The organism is Streptomyces sp. NRRL WC-3626, assembly GCF_000718785.1.
Taxonomy (GTDB): Bacteria; Actinomycetota; Actinomycetes; order Streptomycetales; family Streptomycetaceae; genus Streptomyces; species Streptomyces edwardsiae.
Genome location: NZ_JOCA01000030.1, coordinates 1 through 15,459 on the forward strand (window position 1 = coordinate 1; position 15,459 = coordinate 15,459).

Genomic DNA, 15,459 nt, shown 5'->3' on the forward strand with positions numbered 1-15,459 from the left:
GTTCACCGGCAAGATGCTCGACGAACGCCTCGGCAAGATCACCTTCTGGACGCTGTTCACCGGCTTCCACGGCACCTTCCTCGTCCAGCACTGGCTGGGTGCCGAGGGCATGCCGCGCCGGTACGCGGACTACCTCGCCGCCGACGGCTTCACCGCGCTGAACACCGTCTCCACGATCGCCTCGTTCCTGCTCGGTCTGTCGATCCTGCCGTTCCTCTACAACATCTGGAAGACGGCGAAGTACGGCAAGAAGATCGAGGTGGACGACCCGTGGGGCTACGGCCGCTCCCTCGAGTGGGCGACCTCCTGCCCGCCGCCGCGGCACAACTTCCTCACCCTGCCGCGGATCCGCAGTGAATCCCCGGCGTTCGACCTGCATCACCCGGAGATCGCCGCGCTCGACGAGCTCCAGAACGCCGGTCACGGCGAGAAGGCCCTCTCGGGTGGCAAGGAGGCCGGCAAGTGAAGATCCAGGGCAAGATGTTCATGTGGCTGAGCGTCTTCCTCCTCGTCATGGCGTGTGTCTATGGCGTGTGGTCGAAGGAGCCGGCCGGCACCACCGCTCTCTTCCTGGCCTTCGGCCTGAGCATCATGATCGGCTTCTACCTGGGCTTCACGGCCCGGCGGGTCGACGCGGGCGCGCAGGACGACAAGGAGGCGGACGTCGCCGACGAGGCCGGCGAGGTCGGGTTCTTCAGCCCGCACAGCTGGCAGCCGCTCGCCCTGGCCGTGGGCGGCGCCCTGGCCTTCATGGGCATCGCGATCGGCTGGTGGCTGCTCTACTTCTCGCTGCCGATGCTCCTGATCGGCCTGTGGGGCTGGGTCTTCGAGTACTACCGCGGTGAGAACCGCACCCAGTAACCAGCACGACGACGAAGGGCCCGGACACCCCCCATCGGTGGTGTCCGGGCCCTTCGTCGTGACCTCACCCGTTCGGGCCGTCCAGTGAGCCGACGCCCTGACGGGTTCCTAGCGTGAGGACATGAGACACACAGAGCCTCCTCGTGGCGCGGGTGCCGGGCGAAGCCGCGTCGTGGGCCGCGCCCTGCTGGTGATCGCCCTCGGCGCGGGCGTCGCCGGCTGCTCCTCGGACGGCAGCCCGCTGTCCGCCGAGCCCTACGACGCGGCGGACCGGATCTCCTTCAGCGGATCCATCGAGGCCGGCAAGAAGGCCGACCCCGACAAGCCCCTGGAAGTGGTGGCCGAGGACTCCGACGGCCGTATCACGGACGTCACCGCCGTGGACGCCTCCGGGCGCCACGTGACGGGCGAACTGGCCGCCGACGGCAGCCGCTGGCACAGCACCTCCCCGCTGGCCGCCGACGCCCAGTACACGGTCCGGGTGAGCACCGAGGACGAGGACGGGGGGTCCGGCCGCAAGGTCCTCACCTTCACCACCGGCAAGCCGGGCACCGCCAAGCGGCTGGCCGTCACCTTCGGCCCCAGGGCGGGCACGTACGGCGTCGGCCAGCCCCTCACGGCGGAACTCAGCGAGCCCGTCAAGGACCGCGCCGAGCGTGCCGTGGTGGAGCGTTCGCTGAAGGTCGAGTCCACGCCCGCCGTGGCCGGCACCTGGCACTGGGTGGACGACAAGAAGCTGCACTACCGCCCCCGGGACTACTGGCCCGCCCACGCCACCATCAGCGTGCGCAGCATCCTGGAGGGCCTCAAGGTCAACGACCGGCTGCGGGGCGGCAGGACCGAGCCGCTGACCATCCGTACCGGCGACCGGGTGATAGCCGTCACCGACGCGGCCACGCACCAGCTGACCGTCTTCAAGAACGACGAGGAGATCAAGGAGATCCCGGTCACCACCGGCAAGACCGGCTTCGAGACCCGCAACGGCGTCAAGGTCGTCCTCGGCAAGGAGCCCTTCGTACGTATGCGCAGTACCACCGTCGGCATCGCCGAGGGCTCCTCCGAGTCGTACGACCTCGACGTCCGCTTCGCCACGAGGGTGACCTGGAGCGGGGAGTACGTGCACGCCGCCCCCTGGTCCGTCGACTCCCAGGGCTACGACAACGTCAGCCACGGCTGCGTCGGCATGAGCACCGACAACGCGGAGTGGTTCTTCGACACCGTCCGCGAGGGCGACATCGTCAAGGTCGAGAACTCGGCCGGCGAGACGATGGAACCCTTCGGCAACGGCTACGGCGACTGGAACCTCGACTGGCAACAATGGCAGGCAGGCAGCGCCCTGACCACCCAGAAGACCCCGACCCCCCAGGAAGGCCCACGTCTACGGCCAACGGCGGCTTGACCCCCGGGGGGTGCTGCGGGCCAGTACGGCCGACGGCAACACCCCCAGGGGCGCGGGGAACTGCGCGAACAACCCCACCGGCCCGCGCGGACGGCAACACCCCCGGGGCCCGGCCACACGCCCCGCTCGAAGACACCGCGGTCGGCAGCACCCTCAGGGGCGCGGGGAACTGCGCGAACAACCCCCACCGGGCCCGCGGTCGCCGAACCACGGCCGGAACCGAGCTCCCGGGCCCCCGCGAAGAGCCCTACGCCCCCGGCGAAGAGCCCTACGCCCCCGCGAGAGCCTTACGCCGCAGCAGCGAGGCCAACGCCGAGGCGAACTCCACCGGCTCCACCGGCAAGGTGACCGCGGCCTCGGCCCGGCTCCACGTGGCCAGCCACGCATCCTGCGGCCTGCCGATCAGCAAAAGCACCGGCGGACAGTTGAACACCTCGTCCTTGATCTGCCGGCACACCCCCATGCCCCCCATCGGCACGGCCTCACCGTCCAGCACACACACGTCGATACCCCCCCGGTCCAACTCCGCCAGCACCGCCGCCGGGGTCGCACACTCCACGAACTCCACGACGGGCACGTCCGGCGCCGGCCGTCGCCCCGTGGCGAGCCGCACCTGCTCCCGGGTGTTGGCGTCGTCGCTGTAGACCAGCACCGTGGCGGTCGCCTGCATTGTTCCTCCACGCGTAAGAGAGAGGGCACGGCTCTGTCGGGAACTTCGGGTACCGATGGCGCGGATGCTACCCCCTCCGACCGCTTGTCAACACTGGTTCGGACACGCCTTCGAGACCCGTCCGCAACGCGCCGCGCATGGGCCATCCGGGCAGTCCAGGAGGGCCGAACACACCGAACGGCACCCCCGGGAGTGAGGGCGGGATAAGCGACCGACATAATGTCGGCGTGGCGACAGCAACGACAGTAGATACCGGGCACGCGCACCCGTCGGTCAACCGACCGAACCTCACCAGCGTCGGAACCATCATCTGGCTGAGTTCCGAGCTGATGTTCTTCGCGGCCCTCTTCGCGATGTACTTCACCCTGCGATCGGTGACCGGACCCGACTTCTGGTCGGAGAAGGCCGACGCCCTGAACTTCCCGTTCTCGGCGACGAACACCACGATCCTGGTGCTCTCCTCCCTCACCTGCCAGCTCGGAGTGTTCGCGGCCGAGCGCGGTGACGTGAAGAAGCTCCGGATGTGGTTCATCGTCACCTTCATCATGGGCGCGGTCTTCGTCGGCGGTCAGGTCTTCGAGTACACCGAGCTGGTCAAGCACGAGGGCCTGTCCCTCTCCTCCGACGCATACGGCTCGGTCTTCTACCTGACCACCGGTTTCCACGGCCTGCACGTGACAGGCGGCCTGATCGCCTTCCTGCTGGTCCTGGGCCGGACCTACGCGGCCAAGAGGTTCACTCACGAGCAGGCGACCGCGGCGATCGTCGTGTCCTATTACTGGCACTTCGTCGATGTCGTCTGGATCGGACTCTTCGCCACGATCTACATGATCAAGTAGGCGGGCCCGTACCCGCGCGCTCCGCAGGAGCGCACCAACCAGAAGCATCGACGCAGAAGATCCTGACACCGGGGTAATCCGTGAAAAAGCTCTCCGCACGACGACGCCATCCGCTGGCGGCGCTCGTCGTCCTACTCCTGGCGCTGGCATGCACCGGGGGGCTGTACGCCGTGTTCGCACCCGCGGACAAGGCGCAGGCCGACGAGTCCGCCCAGACCCTCACGATCGAGGAGGGCAAGAAGCTCTACACGGTCGGCTGCGCCAGCTGCCACGGCACCGGCGGTCAGGGCACCTCCGACGGTCCGAGCGTGGTGGGCGTGGGCGCCGCGGCCGTGGACTTCCAGGTGAGCACCGGCCGTATGCCGGCCGCCACCTCGCAGGGCGCTCAGGTCCCGCGCAAGAAGGCCATCTACAACCAGGCCGAGATCGACCAGCTGGCGGCGTACATCGCCTCCCTGGGCGCAGGCCCGGCCGTTCCCACCGAGGCGCAGTACGGCCCCGAGGGCGCCGACATCGCCAAGGGCGGCGAACTGTTCCGCAACAACTGCGCGCAGTGCCACAACTTCACCGGCAAGGGCGGTGCGCTCACGCACGGCAAGTACGCCCCGAGCCTGGACGGCGTCGCCCCCAAGCACATCTACGAGGCCATGCTCACCGGCCCGCAGAACATGCCCTCGTTCCCCGACACCACGCTGTCGGAGCAGAACAAGAAGGACATCATCGCGTACCTGAACGCGGTCAACGGTGAGGAGACGGAGAGCCCCGGCGGACTGACGCTCGGTGGACTCGGCCCGGTCTCCGAGGGTCTGTTCGCGTGGGTCTTCGGACTCGGCGCGCTGATCGCGGCCGCCGTCTGGGTCGCCGCTCGGACCGCAAAGGCCAAGAAGTCATGAGTAGCCACGACATCCCCGAAGAGAACCTGCCCGACGCGCAGGACACCCCCCACGGCACGGTGAAGCTCGCGGACGAGCGGAACCCGTTCGCCGACCCGGGGCTGCCGCCCCACGAGCACCGGATCCAGGACATCGACGAGCGGGCCGCCAAGCGGTCCGAGCGCACGGTCGCCCTGCTGTTCACGCTGTCGATGCTGGCCACCGTCGGCTTCATCGCCTCGTACGTGACGATCCCGGTCGACAAGTCCGTCTACATCTTCCCGCTCGGTCACATCGGCGCGCTGAACTTCGCGCTCGGCATGACCCTCGGTGTCGCCCTGTTCGCCATCGGCGCCGGCGCGGTCCACTGGGCCCGCACGCTGATGTCCGACCAGGAACTCACCGACGAGCGCCACCCGGTCGAGGCCTCCCCGGAGACCAAGGCGCAGGTCATGGACGACTTCCGGCAGGGTGCCAAGGAGTCCGCGCTCGGCCGCCGCAAGCTGATCCGCAACACGATGTTCGGCGCGCTCGCCCTGTTCCCGCTCTCCGGCGTGGTGCTGCTGCGCGACCTCGGGCCGCTGCCCGGGACCAAGCTGCGCCACACCCTGTGGTCCAAGGGCAAGCTGCTGGTCAACATGAACACGAACGAGCCGATGCGGCCGTCCGACATCATCGTGGGCTCGCTGACCTTCGCCAAGCCCGAGGGCCTGGAGGAGCACGACCACGAATTCCAGACCCAGATCGCCAAGGCCGCCCTGATGCTGGTCCGGATCAAGCCGGACGACATCAAGGACAAGCGCCAGCTCGAGTGGTCGCACGAGGGCATCGTCGCGTACTCGAAGATCTGCACCCACGTCGGTTGCCCGATCTCCCTGTACGAGCAGCAGACGCACCACGCGCTCTGCCCCTGCCACCAGTCCACCTTCGACCTCTCCGACGGAGCCCGGGTGATCTTCGGTCCCGCCGGTCACGCCCTGCCGCAGCTGCGCATCGGCGTGAACGACGAGGGCTACCTCGAAGCGCTCGGCGACTTCGACGAGCCCGTCGGTCCTGCCTTCTGGGAGCGCGGATGAGTACTACGACGACCCCCGAGTCCCGCTCACGCGGGAAGGCACCGGCCGGCGAACGCGTCGCCGACTGGGCCGACGGCCGGCTGGGGATCTACTCCCTGGCCAAGGCCAACATGCGGAAGATCTTCCCCGACCACCCGTCGTTCATGCTGGGTGAGATCTGCCTCTACAGCTTCCTGATCATCATCCTCACGGGTGTGTATCTGACGCTGTTCTTCCACCCGTCGATGAACGAGGTGGAGTACCACGGCAGCTACGTCCCGATGCAGGGACAGCTGATGAGCGAGGCCTACAAGTCGACGCTGGACATCAGCTTCGACGTCCGTGGCGGTCTGCTGATCCGGCAGATCCACCACTGGGCCGCGCTGGTCTTCCTGGCCGGCATGTTCATCCACATGATGCGGGTGTTCTTCACCGGCGCGTTCCGCAAGCCGCGTGAGATCAACTGGCTGTTCGGCTTCCTGCTGTTCGTCCTGGGCATGTTCACCGGTTTCACCGGCTACTCGCTCCCGGACGACCTGCTCTCCGGCACCGGTATCCGCTTCATGGAGGGCGCGATCCTGTCCGTGCCGATCGTCGGCACGTACATCTCGTTCTTCCTGTTCGGCGGCGAGTTCCCCGGCGACGACTTCGTGGCCCGGTTCTTCTCGATCCACGTCCTGCTGCTGCCGGGCATCATGCTCGGCCTCGTGGTGGCGCACCTGATCCTGGTCTTCTACCACAAGCACACGCAGTTCGCGGGCCCCGGCAAGACCAACAAGAACGTGGTCGGCATGCCGCTGCTGCCGGTGTACATGGCCAAGGCCGGAGGCTTCTTCTTCCTGGTCTTCGGTGTGCTCGCGGCCGTCGCGGCCATCGCCACGATCAACCCGATCTGGGCCATCGGCCCCTACCGCCCGGACATGGTCTCCACCGGCGCCCAGCCCGACTGGTACATGGGCTTCTCCGAAGGCCTGATCCGTGTCATGCCGGGCTGGGAGATCAACTTCTGGGGTCACACGCTCGTCCTGGGTGTGTTCATCCCGCTGCTGATCTTCCCGCTGGTCCTGGTCGCGATCGCGGTGTACCCGTTCATCGAGTCCTGGGTCACCGGCGACAAGCGCGAGCACCACATCCTGGACCGCCCGCGCAACGTCCCGACCCGTACCGCGTTCGGCGTCGCCTGGATCACGCTGTACTTCGTGCTCCTCGTCGGCGGTGGCAACGACCTGTGGGCCACGCACTTCCACCTGTCGATCAACGCCATCACCTGGTTCGTCCGGATCGCGTTCTTCGTCGCTCCGGTCCTGGCGTTCATCGTCACCAAGCGGATCTGCCTCGGCCTGCAGCGCCGGGACAAGGACAAGGTGCTGCACGGCCGCGAGTCGGGCATCATCAAGCGCCTGCCGCACGGTGAGTTCATCGAGGTCCACGAGCCGCTCAGCCAGGAGCAGCTGCACACGCTCACCGCGCACGAGCAGTACCAGCCGGCCGAGATCGGTCCGGCGGTCGACGAGAACGGCGTCCGCCGCAAGGTGTCGGCCACGGAGAAGCTGCGCGCCAAGCTGAGCAAGGGCTACTACGGCGACGACGGCCAGATCCCGAAGCCGACCGTCGAGGAGTACAAGGAGATCACGAGCGGCCACGGCCACCACTGATCATCCGCGGCACCAACCCAGTCGCCACACGACGGCGAAGGGCCCCCGTCCGTTCTTCGGACGGGGGCCCTTCGGCGTCCCCGGTCCTGGATAGGGTGGAGCCCGGGACCCTTCCCGGCTTCCCGGACTCTTCTACGACCATCAGGAGCGGCCATGAGCGCTGTGACCCCCGCTGGAGGCGACACCGCGGCGGGCCGGTCCTGGCCCGCCCTGCTGAACGGTCTGCTGGACGGCCATGACCTGTCCGCCGACGACACCGCCTGGGCCATGGACCTGATCATGCGCGGCGAGGCGACCGACGCGCAGATCGCCGGCTTCGCGGTGTCGCTGCGCGCCAAGGGCGAGACCGTCGAGGAGATCACCGGCTGCGTCCGGGCGCTGTACGACCACGCCAACGTGATCCAGGTGCCGGGCGAGACGGTCGACATCGTCGGCACCGGCGGTGACGGCGCCAAGACGGTCAACATCTCCACGATGTCCTCCATCGTCGTGGCCGGCACCGGCGCCAAGGTCGTCAAGCACGGCAACCGGGCCGCGTCCTCCGCCTCCGGCGCCTCCGACGTCCTGGAGAAGCTCGGCGTCAATCTGCAGCTGACCCCGCGCCGGGTCGCCGAGGTCGCGGAGGAGGCCGGGATCACCTTCTGCTTCGCCGTGAAGTTCCACCCGGCGCTGCGCCATGTCGCCGCCGCGCGCGGCCAGTTGGGCATCCGCACGGTGTTCAACTTCCTCGGCCCGCTGGCCAATCCGGCGCAGGTCAAGGCGCAGGCGGTCGGGGTCGCCGACCCCCGGATGGCGCCCATCATGGCGGGCGTGTTCGCCGGGCGCGGTCACTCCTCGCTGGTGTTCCGCGGCGACGACGGACTCGACGAGCTGACCACCACCGCCACCTCCCGGGTGTGGGTGGTCCGGGACGGCAAGGTCACCGAGGAGGCCTTCGACCCGCGCGACGCCGGCCTCGAACTGGTCCCGGTGGAGGCCCTGCGCGGCGCCGACGCCTCCTACAACGCCGAGGTGGCGCGCCGCCTCCTCGACGGCGAGCCCGGCCCGGTACGGGACGCGGTCCTGCTGAACTCGGCGGCGGCCCTGGTCGCCCTGAAGCCGGGCCCCGGCACCCTGACGGACCAGATCCGGGCCGGTATGGCGCAGGCGGCCGAGGCGATCGACTCCGGCGCGGCGAAGCGGGTGCTGGAACGCTGGGTGACGGTCAGCAACGCGTAACCGTTCCACGCTGTCATGTCCCGCGATCCGGACACGGGTTGCGGGGCATCGATCATTTCGCGTACGTTCCTGTCCAGGTCATGAGTGACAGCCATCAGGCCCCGGCCGGCTGTCCGGCAACCCTCCGTCCGTGGCGGGGTGCCCCGGGTGAAGACCAGGCCGTGGGCAGCAAGGCTCACGGCAAGCGCGGACCCCTCACGCACCAGGGGTCCTGGTCGTCGAGGAGCCTCCCGTGAGCAAGCGAATGCGATAGGGCCGCCGAGCCCCGCCTCCGCGCACCCTTTCCCTTTCTTCCGTGCTTGAGCGCCGCGTGCTCGTACGGGAATTCCGCCTGCCCCCACGGGAGTTCCGCCATGTCCGTCTCCACCGCCACCGCTACCGCCGCCGCCCCGTCCGTCCGTGCCCCGCTGCCCGTCCTCGGACTGGACGTCACCGTCCCCCTCGCCTCCGGTGGCGAGGTCACCTACGCCGCGCTCGACTACGCCGCCAGCGCCCCCGCCCTCCAGCGGGTGTGGGACGACGTGGCCGCGTACGCGCCGTACTACGGCAGTGTCCACCGGGGCGCCGGATACCTCTCCCAGCTCTCCACCGACCTGTTCGAGAACGCCCGCCGGACCGTCGCCGAGTTCCTCGACTGCCGTACCGGCGACCAGGTGCTGTTCACCCGGTCCACCACCGACTCCCTCAACCTGCTCGCCACCGCCCTCCCCGACGGCTGCGAGGTGTTCGTGTTCGAGACCGAGCACCACGCCTCCCTGCTGCCCTGGAGGAACGCCCGCGTCACCTTCCTCGACGCCCCGCGCAGCCACCGCGCGGCCGTCGACACCCTGGAGCGCGCCCTCGCCGGCCGCGACCCGCACGGCCCCGCCCTCGTCTGCGTCACCGGCGCCTCCAACGTCACCGGCGAGCTGTGGCCCGTACGGGAACTCGCGGCCGTCGCGCACGCGCACGGTGCGCGGATCGTGCTGGACGCCGCGCAGCTCGCTCCGCACCACCCGGTGAGCGTCCGGGAGCTGGACGTCGACTGGGTCGCCTTCTCGGGGCACAAGCTGTACGCGCCCTTCGGGTCCGGTGTGCTGGCGGGCCGCACGGACTGGCTGGATGAGGCCGAGCCGTACCTCGCGGGCGGCGGCGCCAGCCGTAGGGTCGCCCGGCGGCAGGACGGGGGAGTGGACGTCGAGTGGCACGAGGGCGTGGCCCGGCACGAGGCCGGCTCGCCCAACGTCATCGGCGCCCACGCCATCGCGTCCGCCTGCAAGGCGCTCGGCTCGGCGGGGTTCGACGCGTTGCGGGCCCGCGAGGAGCGGCTGATCCGCGTGGTGCGGGAGGGACTGGCGGATGTGCCCGAGGTGCGGTTCCTGTCGCTGTTCGGGGACGACGCGGCGCGGGTGGGTGTGCTGTCGTTCGTGGTCGAGGGGTGGAAGAGCCCGTCCTTCGCCGCGGCGCTCTCCGGCTCGTACGGAATCGGGGTGCGGGACGGGTTGTTCTGCGCGCATCCGCTGGTGCGGGTGCTGACGGGGGCGGAGGGCGAGTGCGGCTCCGCGGACTCGCTGGGGGCGATCCGCGTCAGCTTCGGGGCGGGTACGCCGGACGAGCACGTGGAGCGCTTCGTGCGGGCGGTACGGGAACTGGTCTGACCTTGGGGTTCCGTCCCGGACCCCGCTCCTCACACACCGGATGGGCTGGTTCTGGCCGCTCCGGCGTGTGAGGAACGGGGGTCCGGGGGCAGCGCCCCCTCGGTACCCGGCAGCCGAGCGCCCAGCACGATCATCCGCAGCGCCCGCTCCGTCGCGTCGGTCAACAGTTCCGCGCCGCGGACCAACGCCTCGGGCAACCCCATCGGCCCGGGCAGGATCCCCTGGCACGCGTCGACCCCCGGCACCGCCCCCGCCCCCTCCCCCAACGTCCCCGCCAACGCCAGCACCGGCCGCCCCGACAGCTTCGCCCGCCGGGCCACCTCCGCCGGCACCTTTCCCCGGGGCGTCTGGTGGTCCAGCGCCCCCTCCGCCGTCACCACCAGGTCCGCCCGCGCCAGCCGGGCGTCCAGGTCGAGATGGTCCAGCAGCACGGGGAAGCGGGGCAGCAGCGCGCCGCCCACGGCGGCGAGCCCCGCTCCGAGCCCGCCCGACGCCCCCGTCCCCCGACCGAGCCGCAGATCCACATCCCCGACGGCCAGATCCCGCGTCAGCACCCGCGCCCAGTTCTCCAGCCCGTCCGACAACTCCTCCACCTGCGCCGGCGTAGCGCCCTTCTGCGGACCGAACACCCGCGCCACGCCCCGCTCCCCGCACAGCACGTTGTAGGGATTGCAGGCGACCAGAAGCTCCACCGCACCGAGCCGCGGATCGAGCCCCGTCGGATCGACGCGCGCAAGGCGCGTCAGTTCCCGTCCGCCCGGCAGCAGTTCGAAGCCGTCCGCGTCCAGCAACCGCGCCCCCAGCGCCTGCAGCGCCCCCGCCCCTCCGTCGGACGTGCCCGAGTCGCCGCACCCCACCAGCACCCGCCGTACTCCCTGGTCGAGCGCAGCGCGGATCAGCTCGCCGACACCGTACGTGGTGGTGGCGCCGGGGTCGCGGCGGCTGTGGGGGACGAGGGAGAGGCCGGCCACCGCCGCCATCTCCACCACCGCCGTGTCCCGGGAGCCGAGCAGCGCGAAGTGGGTGCCCACCGGTTCGCCGACCGGACCCGTGGCGGCCAGCGCGACCAGCCGGCCGCCGGTGGCCGAGGCCAGCGCCGCCGCCGTGCCCTCACCGCCGTCCACCAGCGGGACGAGGTCGATCTCGGCGTCCGGCAGCACCCGGCGGACGCCCGCCGCGATGGAGTCGGCAACGGCCTGGGCGGACAGCGACTCCTTGAAGCCGCTGGGGGCTACGACGACACGGTTCAGCATGAGGGGAGACTCCTTAGCGGGTCACGGGGACGCCGAGCAGCGGCCACACCGCGACGGCGAACAGCAGCACCAGGGCTGCGGTGAGCGGGGCCAGCACGGCGGACAGCCGCAGCAGGTCGCGCGGGGTGTAGGTGGGGGTATCGGGGATGTCCGCGAAGAGGGTGACCGGCTTCGCGGAGGCCGGGAGCGTGTGGCAGAAGCCCGCGGCGGCGGTGGAGGCGAGCGCGGCGGCGACCGGGTTCACCCCGGCGCCGACGGCCGCCGCGACCACCAGCGGGACCAGCACGGACGACCGGGCGGAACGGGACTGCAGCACCAGATGGGCGGCGGTGCTGACGGCGATCACGACCGCCAGGAACATCACCGGCGTGACGGTCGCCGGCAACCCGCCCACCAGCCACTTCGCCGCGCCCGACTCGGCGAGCGCCACGCCCATCGCCATCGTCGCCGCCATGAACAGCAGCAGCGACCACGGCACGGTCTTCAGCGCGTCCTTCAGCCGTACGGTGCCCAGCGCCGGCGAGGCGGCGACCACCGCGCCGATCAGCGCGACCATGGCCGGCGACACCCTGTGCAGCGGCTCGCTGCACCACAGGGCGACCACCGTGGCCAGCAGCAGCGCGCAGCGCTTCTCGGCCTGGGTCCAGGGCCCGGTGACCGGGCGGTCGCTGTGCCGCTGGATCTCCTCGGCGGTGATGTGCACCGGACCCCTGCGGTCCGTGCGCCGGGTGGTCGTCAACAGGACGGCTTCGGCGGCCAGATGGGAGGAGGCCACGGCCAGCGGCAGTCCCAGCAGCAGCCACTGGGTGAACCCGACGCGCTCCCCGGCGGCCTCCCACAGCACCGACACGGTGATCAGATGCGCTCCCGCGCCGATCAGGGTCGCCACCGCGGACAGAAGGATCACGGTCGGGAACAGCAGCGCCAGCATCACGACCAGTCGTTTCCGGTCGGCGAGCGCCTTGGCGAGGGCGAGGAACACAGGCAGGGCGAGCGCCGCCCGCCCCGAGGTGGCCGGCACCGCGAAGGCGGTGACGACCAGCGCGGCCGTCGTCAGATGCGTCAACTGCCGCACCGTACGGGCCCCGCCGACCAGGAAGGCGGCCGCCCGCCCGGCGAGCCCGGTCCGGGTCACCGCGGCGGCCAATATGAACGCGCAGATCAGCAGCCACACCGTCGAGTCGCCGAGGGTGCCGAAGAGGGTGTCGCTGCTGATCACCCCGGTCACCGTCAGCGCGAGTCCGGCGCCCAGCGCGACGTACGTGTCGTCGACCGGCGTACCGACCCACGCGCAGGTCGCCAGCGCGAACACGGCGAGGGTGAGCCGCGCGTCCCCGCCGAGGCCGGGGAAGGTGCCGGGGACCGCGAGCAGCGCGCACAGCGACAGCGCCAGGCACAGGGCCGTGGTCAAGCGGGGATTCAGTGTCACGTCAACGAGGGTTCACCGGGGCGGTGAGCCGTCGATGAGCCGCAGATGAAGGAAACTTCACCCGGCCGGGGACGGTCCTCAGGCGGGGAGCCGGTAGCCCATCCCGCGGACCGTCTCCACCTTCTCCGCGCCGAGCTTCTTGCGCAACGCCCGTACGTAGACGTCCACGATGTTGGAGCCCGGGTCGAAGTCGTAGCCCCAGACGTGGGACAGGATCTGCTCGCGGGAGAGCACCTGCCCGGGGTGCCGCAGGAACAGCTCGAGGAGGACGAACTCGCGGGCCGTCAGATCGACGGTGCGCTCCCCCGACCGGGCGCGGCGGGTGCGCAGATCGAGGCCGAGCGAACCGCACCTGAGCACCGTCACCTCCGGCGCCCGGGCCGCCGTGCGCAGCCGCAGCCGTACCCGGGCGAGCAGCTCCTCGAAGCGGAACGGCTTGGTCATCCAGTCGTCGGCGCCGCCCTCCAGACCGGCCACGGTGTCCCGTACCGAGTCCCGCGCGGTCAGCACGATCACCGGGGTCGTCACCCGGGACTCGCGCAGTTCGCGCAGGACGGTGAAGCCGTCCCGGCCGGGCAGGCCGATGTCCAGGACGATGAGGTCGAAGCCGCCGGTCAGCGCGTACTCGTAGCCGGCCTCCCCGTCGGGTACCGCGGTGGTGGTGAAGCCGTTGGCGCGCAGGCCCTTCTCCACGAAGGAGGCGATGCGTTCCTCGTCCTCGACGATCAGAATGCGGTTCACGGGCGTGCCTCTTCCAGGGTGAGTACGAAGGTGGCGCCGCCGCCCTCGGTGTCGTCCAGGCGGACCCGGCCGCCGTGACCTTCGGCGATCGCCTTGACGATGGACAGGCCGAGTCCGGCGCCCGAGCCGCGTGTTCCGCGCCGGGAGGCGCCGCGCCGGAAGCGTTCGAAGACCAGCTCCCGGTCCTGCGGCCGGACACCTGGCCCGGAGTCGGCGACGTACAGCTCGATGAGCGGGCCCTCGGCGCGGGAGCCGATGCGGATGGTCTGGCCGGTGGTGGTGTGCTGCACCGCGTTCTGCGCCAGCTGCACCATCGCCTGCGTGATCCGCTGCGGGTCCAGTTCGGCCTCCCGGTCGGCTGTGCCGGTGAGCTGCCAGTCGCGTTCGCCGAGGGTGCGGGCCTTGACGTAGACGTCCGCGGTGAGTTCGGCGAGCTGCACCGGCTCGGGGGTGACGAAGTCGGGGCGTTCCGCCTTGGCGAGCAGCAGCAGGTCCTCCACGATGCGGCTCATCCGGTCGAGTTCGTCGGTGACCAGCCGGACGGTCTCCTCGCGTTCGGCCGGGTCGTCGCCCATCAGCTCCAGATGGCCGCGCACGATGGTGATGGGGGTGCGCAGTTCGTGGCCGGCGTCGTCGACGAACTGGCGCTGCACGGCGAACGCCCGCTCCAGCCGGTCCAGCATCGCGTTGAACGTCTCGGCGAGGGCCGCGATGTCGTCGTGGCCGCGCACCGGGATACGGCGGGTGAGGTCCTGCTCGGTGAGCTGCGCGGCGGCGGTGCGCACCAGCCGCACGGGCTGCAGGATCCGCCCGGCGACCGCCCAGCCGATACCGGTGGTCAGCAGCAGGGCCACCCCGGAGATGGCGAGCAGCACCCGGAACACCTCGTCCACGCGCGCCACCTCACGCTCGGGGTGGAAGGCGACGACGAACGCCGCCGCCGGGTCCCCGCCGCCGTGCCGGGTGACGGACACTTTGGCCCAGCGGATCTCGCCCTCCGGCCGGTGCAGCACCCCGGAGGCGTCCGTCGACGCGAAGATACGGCGCTGAGCCTCCCGGTCCCGGTGCAGGGGCAGGGCGACGGGCAGATCGCGGGGCTGGGTGAGCTTCGCCGGGCCTTTGCCGCTGCGGGCGACCAGACCGACCAGCTCCTCGTCCGGGTCGGCGTACTGCCGTTCCAGGAAGACCCGCAGCAGCCGGTCCGGGTCGGTGAAGGGACGGCCGGTCTCCGGATCGAAGCCCCGCTCCTCGAAGTTGGCGAACTCTCCGGCCTCCTGGGCGAGCAGCCCGCTGATCCGGTGGTCGACGTCCCGCAGCAGGAAGGAGCGGGTGGTCGTGGCGACCGAGGCGAGCGCCACCGCCATCACGAACAGCAGCCACAGCAGGATGCGGACTCGGGCGGAGATCCGCCGCCGGCCGCCGTCAGCCGTCGTCGTCGCCTCTGTCGTCGTCATCGTCGTCATCCGCAGGGCTGTCGTTCACGGGCGGACGCGAGACCACCTCGTCACTGGGCGTGGCCTCGGGCCGCGAAGGAGTGGGGGAACCGCTGTCCAGCTCCACCTGGGGCGGCACCTTGGGCGGCTCAGGACTGTCGGCGAGCGCGAAACTGGTAGCGGCCACACCTAGCGGAATCAGCACGACGGCCCCCAGGGCCGCCATCCGACGACTAAAAACCATGCCCCGAGAATCCCCACCCGAGAGCACGGCCGGCATGAGCCCGAGATGAAGAACTCTTCATGCGCGCCATATCAAGCCCGCCCGCACCACCCACCCCCTCAGCCCCATCCAGCCCTTCCGGCGTTCGAGGACCGGGGTCCGGGGGCAGCGCCC

Annotated in this window: 15 protein-coding genes and 1 riboswitch; of the genes, 9 read left to right on the plus strand and 6 right to left on the minus strand. The window is 70.6% G+C overall.

Annotation, left to right across the window (positions count from 1 at the left end; translation table 11 throughout):
- From IF28_RS0132620 to IF28_RS0132630, 3 genes are all read left to right on the plus strand, one after another.
- A partial coding sequence (locus tag IF28_RS0132620; RefSeq protein WP_030228092.1) for a cbb3-type cytochrome c oxidase subunit I occupies nt 1-466 on the plus strand: 466 nt, incomplete at its 5' end.
- Nucleotides 463-861: a cytochrome c oxidase subunit 4 gene (locus IF28_RS0132625; protein WP_030228094.1), complete on the plus strand. Its 399-nt coding sequence runs from the start codon at nt 463-465 to the stop codon at nt 859-861. The genes IF28_RS0132620 and IF28_RS0132625, both read left to right, overlap by 4 nt.
- A 121-nt stretch (nt 862-982) precedes the next feature.
- Nucleotides 983-2,260, plus strand: coding sequence for a L,D-transpeptidase (locus IF28_RS0132630; RefSeq protein WP_030228098.1), 1,278 nt, complete (start codon nt 983-985; stop codon nt 2,258-2,260).
- Between the two features lie 268 nt (nt 2,261-2,528).
- On the opposite strand, the gene IF28_RS0132635 is transcribed toward IF28_RS0132630, so the two are convergent.
- The gene (locus tag IF28_RS0132635) at nt 2,529-2,930 is read right to left on the minus strand and encodes a response regulator transcription factor (protein ID WP_030228101.1); all 402 of its coding nucleotides are present in this window, start codon (nt 2,928-2,930) and stop codon (nt 2,529-2,531) included.
- A gap of 227 nt (nt 2,931-3,157) precedes the next feature.
- On the opposite strand from IF28_RS0132635, the gene IF28_RS0132640 reads away from it, so the two are divergent.
- The 6 genes from IF28_RS0132640 (at nt 3,158) to IF28_RS0132665 (ending at nt 10,206) form a co-directional block, all read left to right on the plus strand.
- On the plus strand, nt 3,158-3,769 hold the full coding sequence (locus tag IF28_RS0132640) for a cytochrome c oxidase subunit 3 (RefSeq protein ID WP_030228102.1): 612 nt from the start codon (nt 3,158-3,160) through the stop codon (nt 3,767-3,769).
- Nucleotides 3,770-3,849: 80 nt separating this feature from the next.
- Entirely contained in the window at nt 3,850-4,662 is an 813-nt protein-coding gene (locus IF28_RS0132645; RefSeq protein WP_030228103.1) for a c-type cytochrome, read from the plus strand.
- On the plus strand, nt 4,659-5,717 hold the full coding sequence (locus IF28_RS0132650) for a ubiquinol-cytochrome c reductase iron-sulfur subunit (protein WP_030228104.1): 1,059 nt from the start codon (nt 4,659-4,661) through the stop codon (nt 5,715-5,717). Before IF28_RS0132645 ends, IF28_RS0132650 begins: the two co-directional genes overlap by 4 nt.
- Nucleotides 5,714-7,351, plus strand: coding sequence for a cytochrome b (locus IF28_RS0132655; RefSeq protein WP_030228107.1), 1,638 nt, complete (start codon nt 5,714-5,716; stop codon nt 7,349-7,351). Before IF28_RS0132650 ends, IF28_RS0132655 begins: the two co-directional genes overlap by 4 nt.
- Nucleotides 7,352-7,504: 153 nt before the next feature.
- Nucleotides 7,505-8,569: an anthranilate phosphoribosyltransferase gene (gene trpD / locus IF28_RS0132660; RefSeq protein ID WP_030228109.1), complete on the plus strand. Its 1,065-nt coding sequence runs from the start codon at nt 7,505-7,507 to the stop codon at nt 8,567-8,569.
- Nucleotides 8,570-8,645: 76 nt separating this feature from the next.
- A riboswitch (SAM riboswitch) is annotated at nt 8,646-8,762 on the plus strand.
- Nucleotides 8,763-8,922: 160 nt separating this feature from the next.
- On the plus strand, nt 8,923-10,206 hold the full coding sequence (locus tag IF28_RS0132665; RefSeq protein ID WP_030228112.1) for an aminotransferase class V-fold PLP-dependent enzyme: 1,284 nt from the start codon (nt 8,923-8,925) through the stop codon (nt 10,204-10,206).
- A 29-nt stretch (nt 10,207-10,235) separates the two neighbouring features.
- Here IF28_RS0132665 and IF28_RS0132670 read toward each other — a convergent pair whose 3' ends face one another.
- From IF28_RS0132670 to IF28_RS0132690, 5 genes are all read right to left on the minus strand, one after another.
- A complete protein-coding gene (locus IF28_RS0132670; protein ID WP_030228115.1) occupies nt 10,236-11,459 on the minus strand; it encodes a glycerate kinase in 1,224 nt (407 codons plus the stop codon).
- 13 nt (nt 11,460-11,472) lie between these two features.
- On the minus strand, nt 11,473-12,888 hold the full coding sequence (locus IF28_RS0132675; RefSeq protein WP_030228118.1) for an SLC13 family permease: 1,416 nt from the start codon (nt 12,886-12,888) through the stop codon (nt 11,473-11,475).
- A 78-nt stretch (nt 12,889-12,966) separates the two neighbouring features.
- Nucleotides 12,967-13,629, minus strand: coding sequence for a response regulator transcription factor (locus IF28_RS0132680; protein WP_030228121.1), 663 nt, complete (start codon nt 13,627-13,629; stop codon nt 12,967-12,969).
- Complete coding sequence (locus IF28_RS0132685; RefSeq protein ID WP_030228124.1) at nt 13,626-15,092, minus strand: sensor histidine kinase; 1,467 nt, start codon at nt 15,090-15,092, stop codon at nt 13,626-13,628. The genes IF28_RS0132680 and IF28_RS0132685 overlap by 4 nt, the downstream gene beginning before the upstream one ends.
- Nucleotides 15,052-15,306: a hypothetical protein gene (locus IF28_RS0132690; protein WP_030228127.1), complete on the minus strand. Its 255-nt coding sequence runs from the start codon at nt 15,304-15,306 to the stop codon at nt 15,052-15,054. The genes IF28_RS0132685 and IF28_RS0132690 overlap by 41 nt, the downstream gene beginning before the upstream one ends.
- Nucleotides 15,307-15,459 lie beyond the last annotated feature (153 nt).

Excerpts from the sequence above, each read along its gene's own strand:
- IF28_RS0132635 (WP_030228101.1), bottom strand. The coding sequence starts at position 2,930 with ATGCAGGCGACCGCCACGGTGCTGGTCTACAGCGACGACGCCAACACC.
- IF28_RS0132670 (WP_030228115.1), bottom strand. The coding sequence starts at position 11,459 with ATGCTGAACCGTGTCGTCGTAGCCCCCAGCGGCTTCAAGGAGTCGCTG.
- trpD (WP_030228109.1), top strand. The coding sequence starts at position 7,505 with ATGAGCGCTGTGACCCCCGCTGGAGGCGACACCGCGGCGGGCCGGTCC.
- IF28_RS0132690 (WP_030228127.1), bottom strand. The coding sequence starts at position 15,306 with ATGGTTTTTAGTCGTCGGATGGCGGCCCTGGGGGCCGTCGTGCTGATT.
- IF28_RS0132685 (WP_030228124.1), bottom strand. The coding sequence starts at position 15,092 with ATGACGACGATGACGACGACAGAGGCGACGACGACGGCTGACGGCGGC.
- IF28_RS0132630 (WP_030228098.1), top strand. The coding sequence starts at position 983 with ATGAGACACACAGAGCCTCCTCGTGGCGCGGGTGCCGGGCGAAGCCGC.
- IF28_RS0132655 (WP_030228107.1), top strand. The coding sequence starts at position 5,714 with ATGAGTACTACGACGACCCCCGAGTCCCGCTCACGCGGGAAGGCACCG.
- IF28_RS0132650 (WP_030228104.1), top strand. The coding sequence starts at position 4,659 with ATGAGTAGCCACGACATCCCCGAAGAGAACCTGCCCGACGCGCAGGAC.
- IF28_RS0132665 (WP_030228112.1), top strand. The coding sequence starts at position 8,923 with ATGTCCGTCTCCACCGCCACCGCTACCGCCGCCGCCCCGTCCGTCCGT.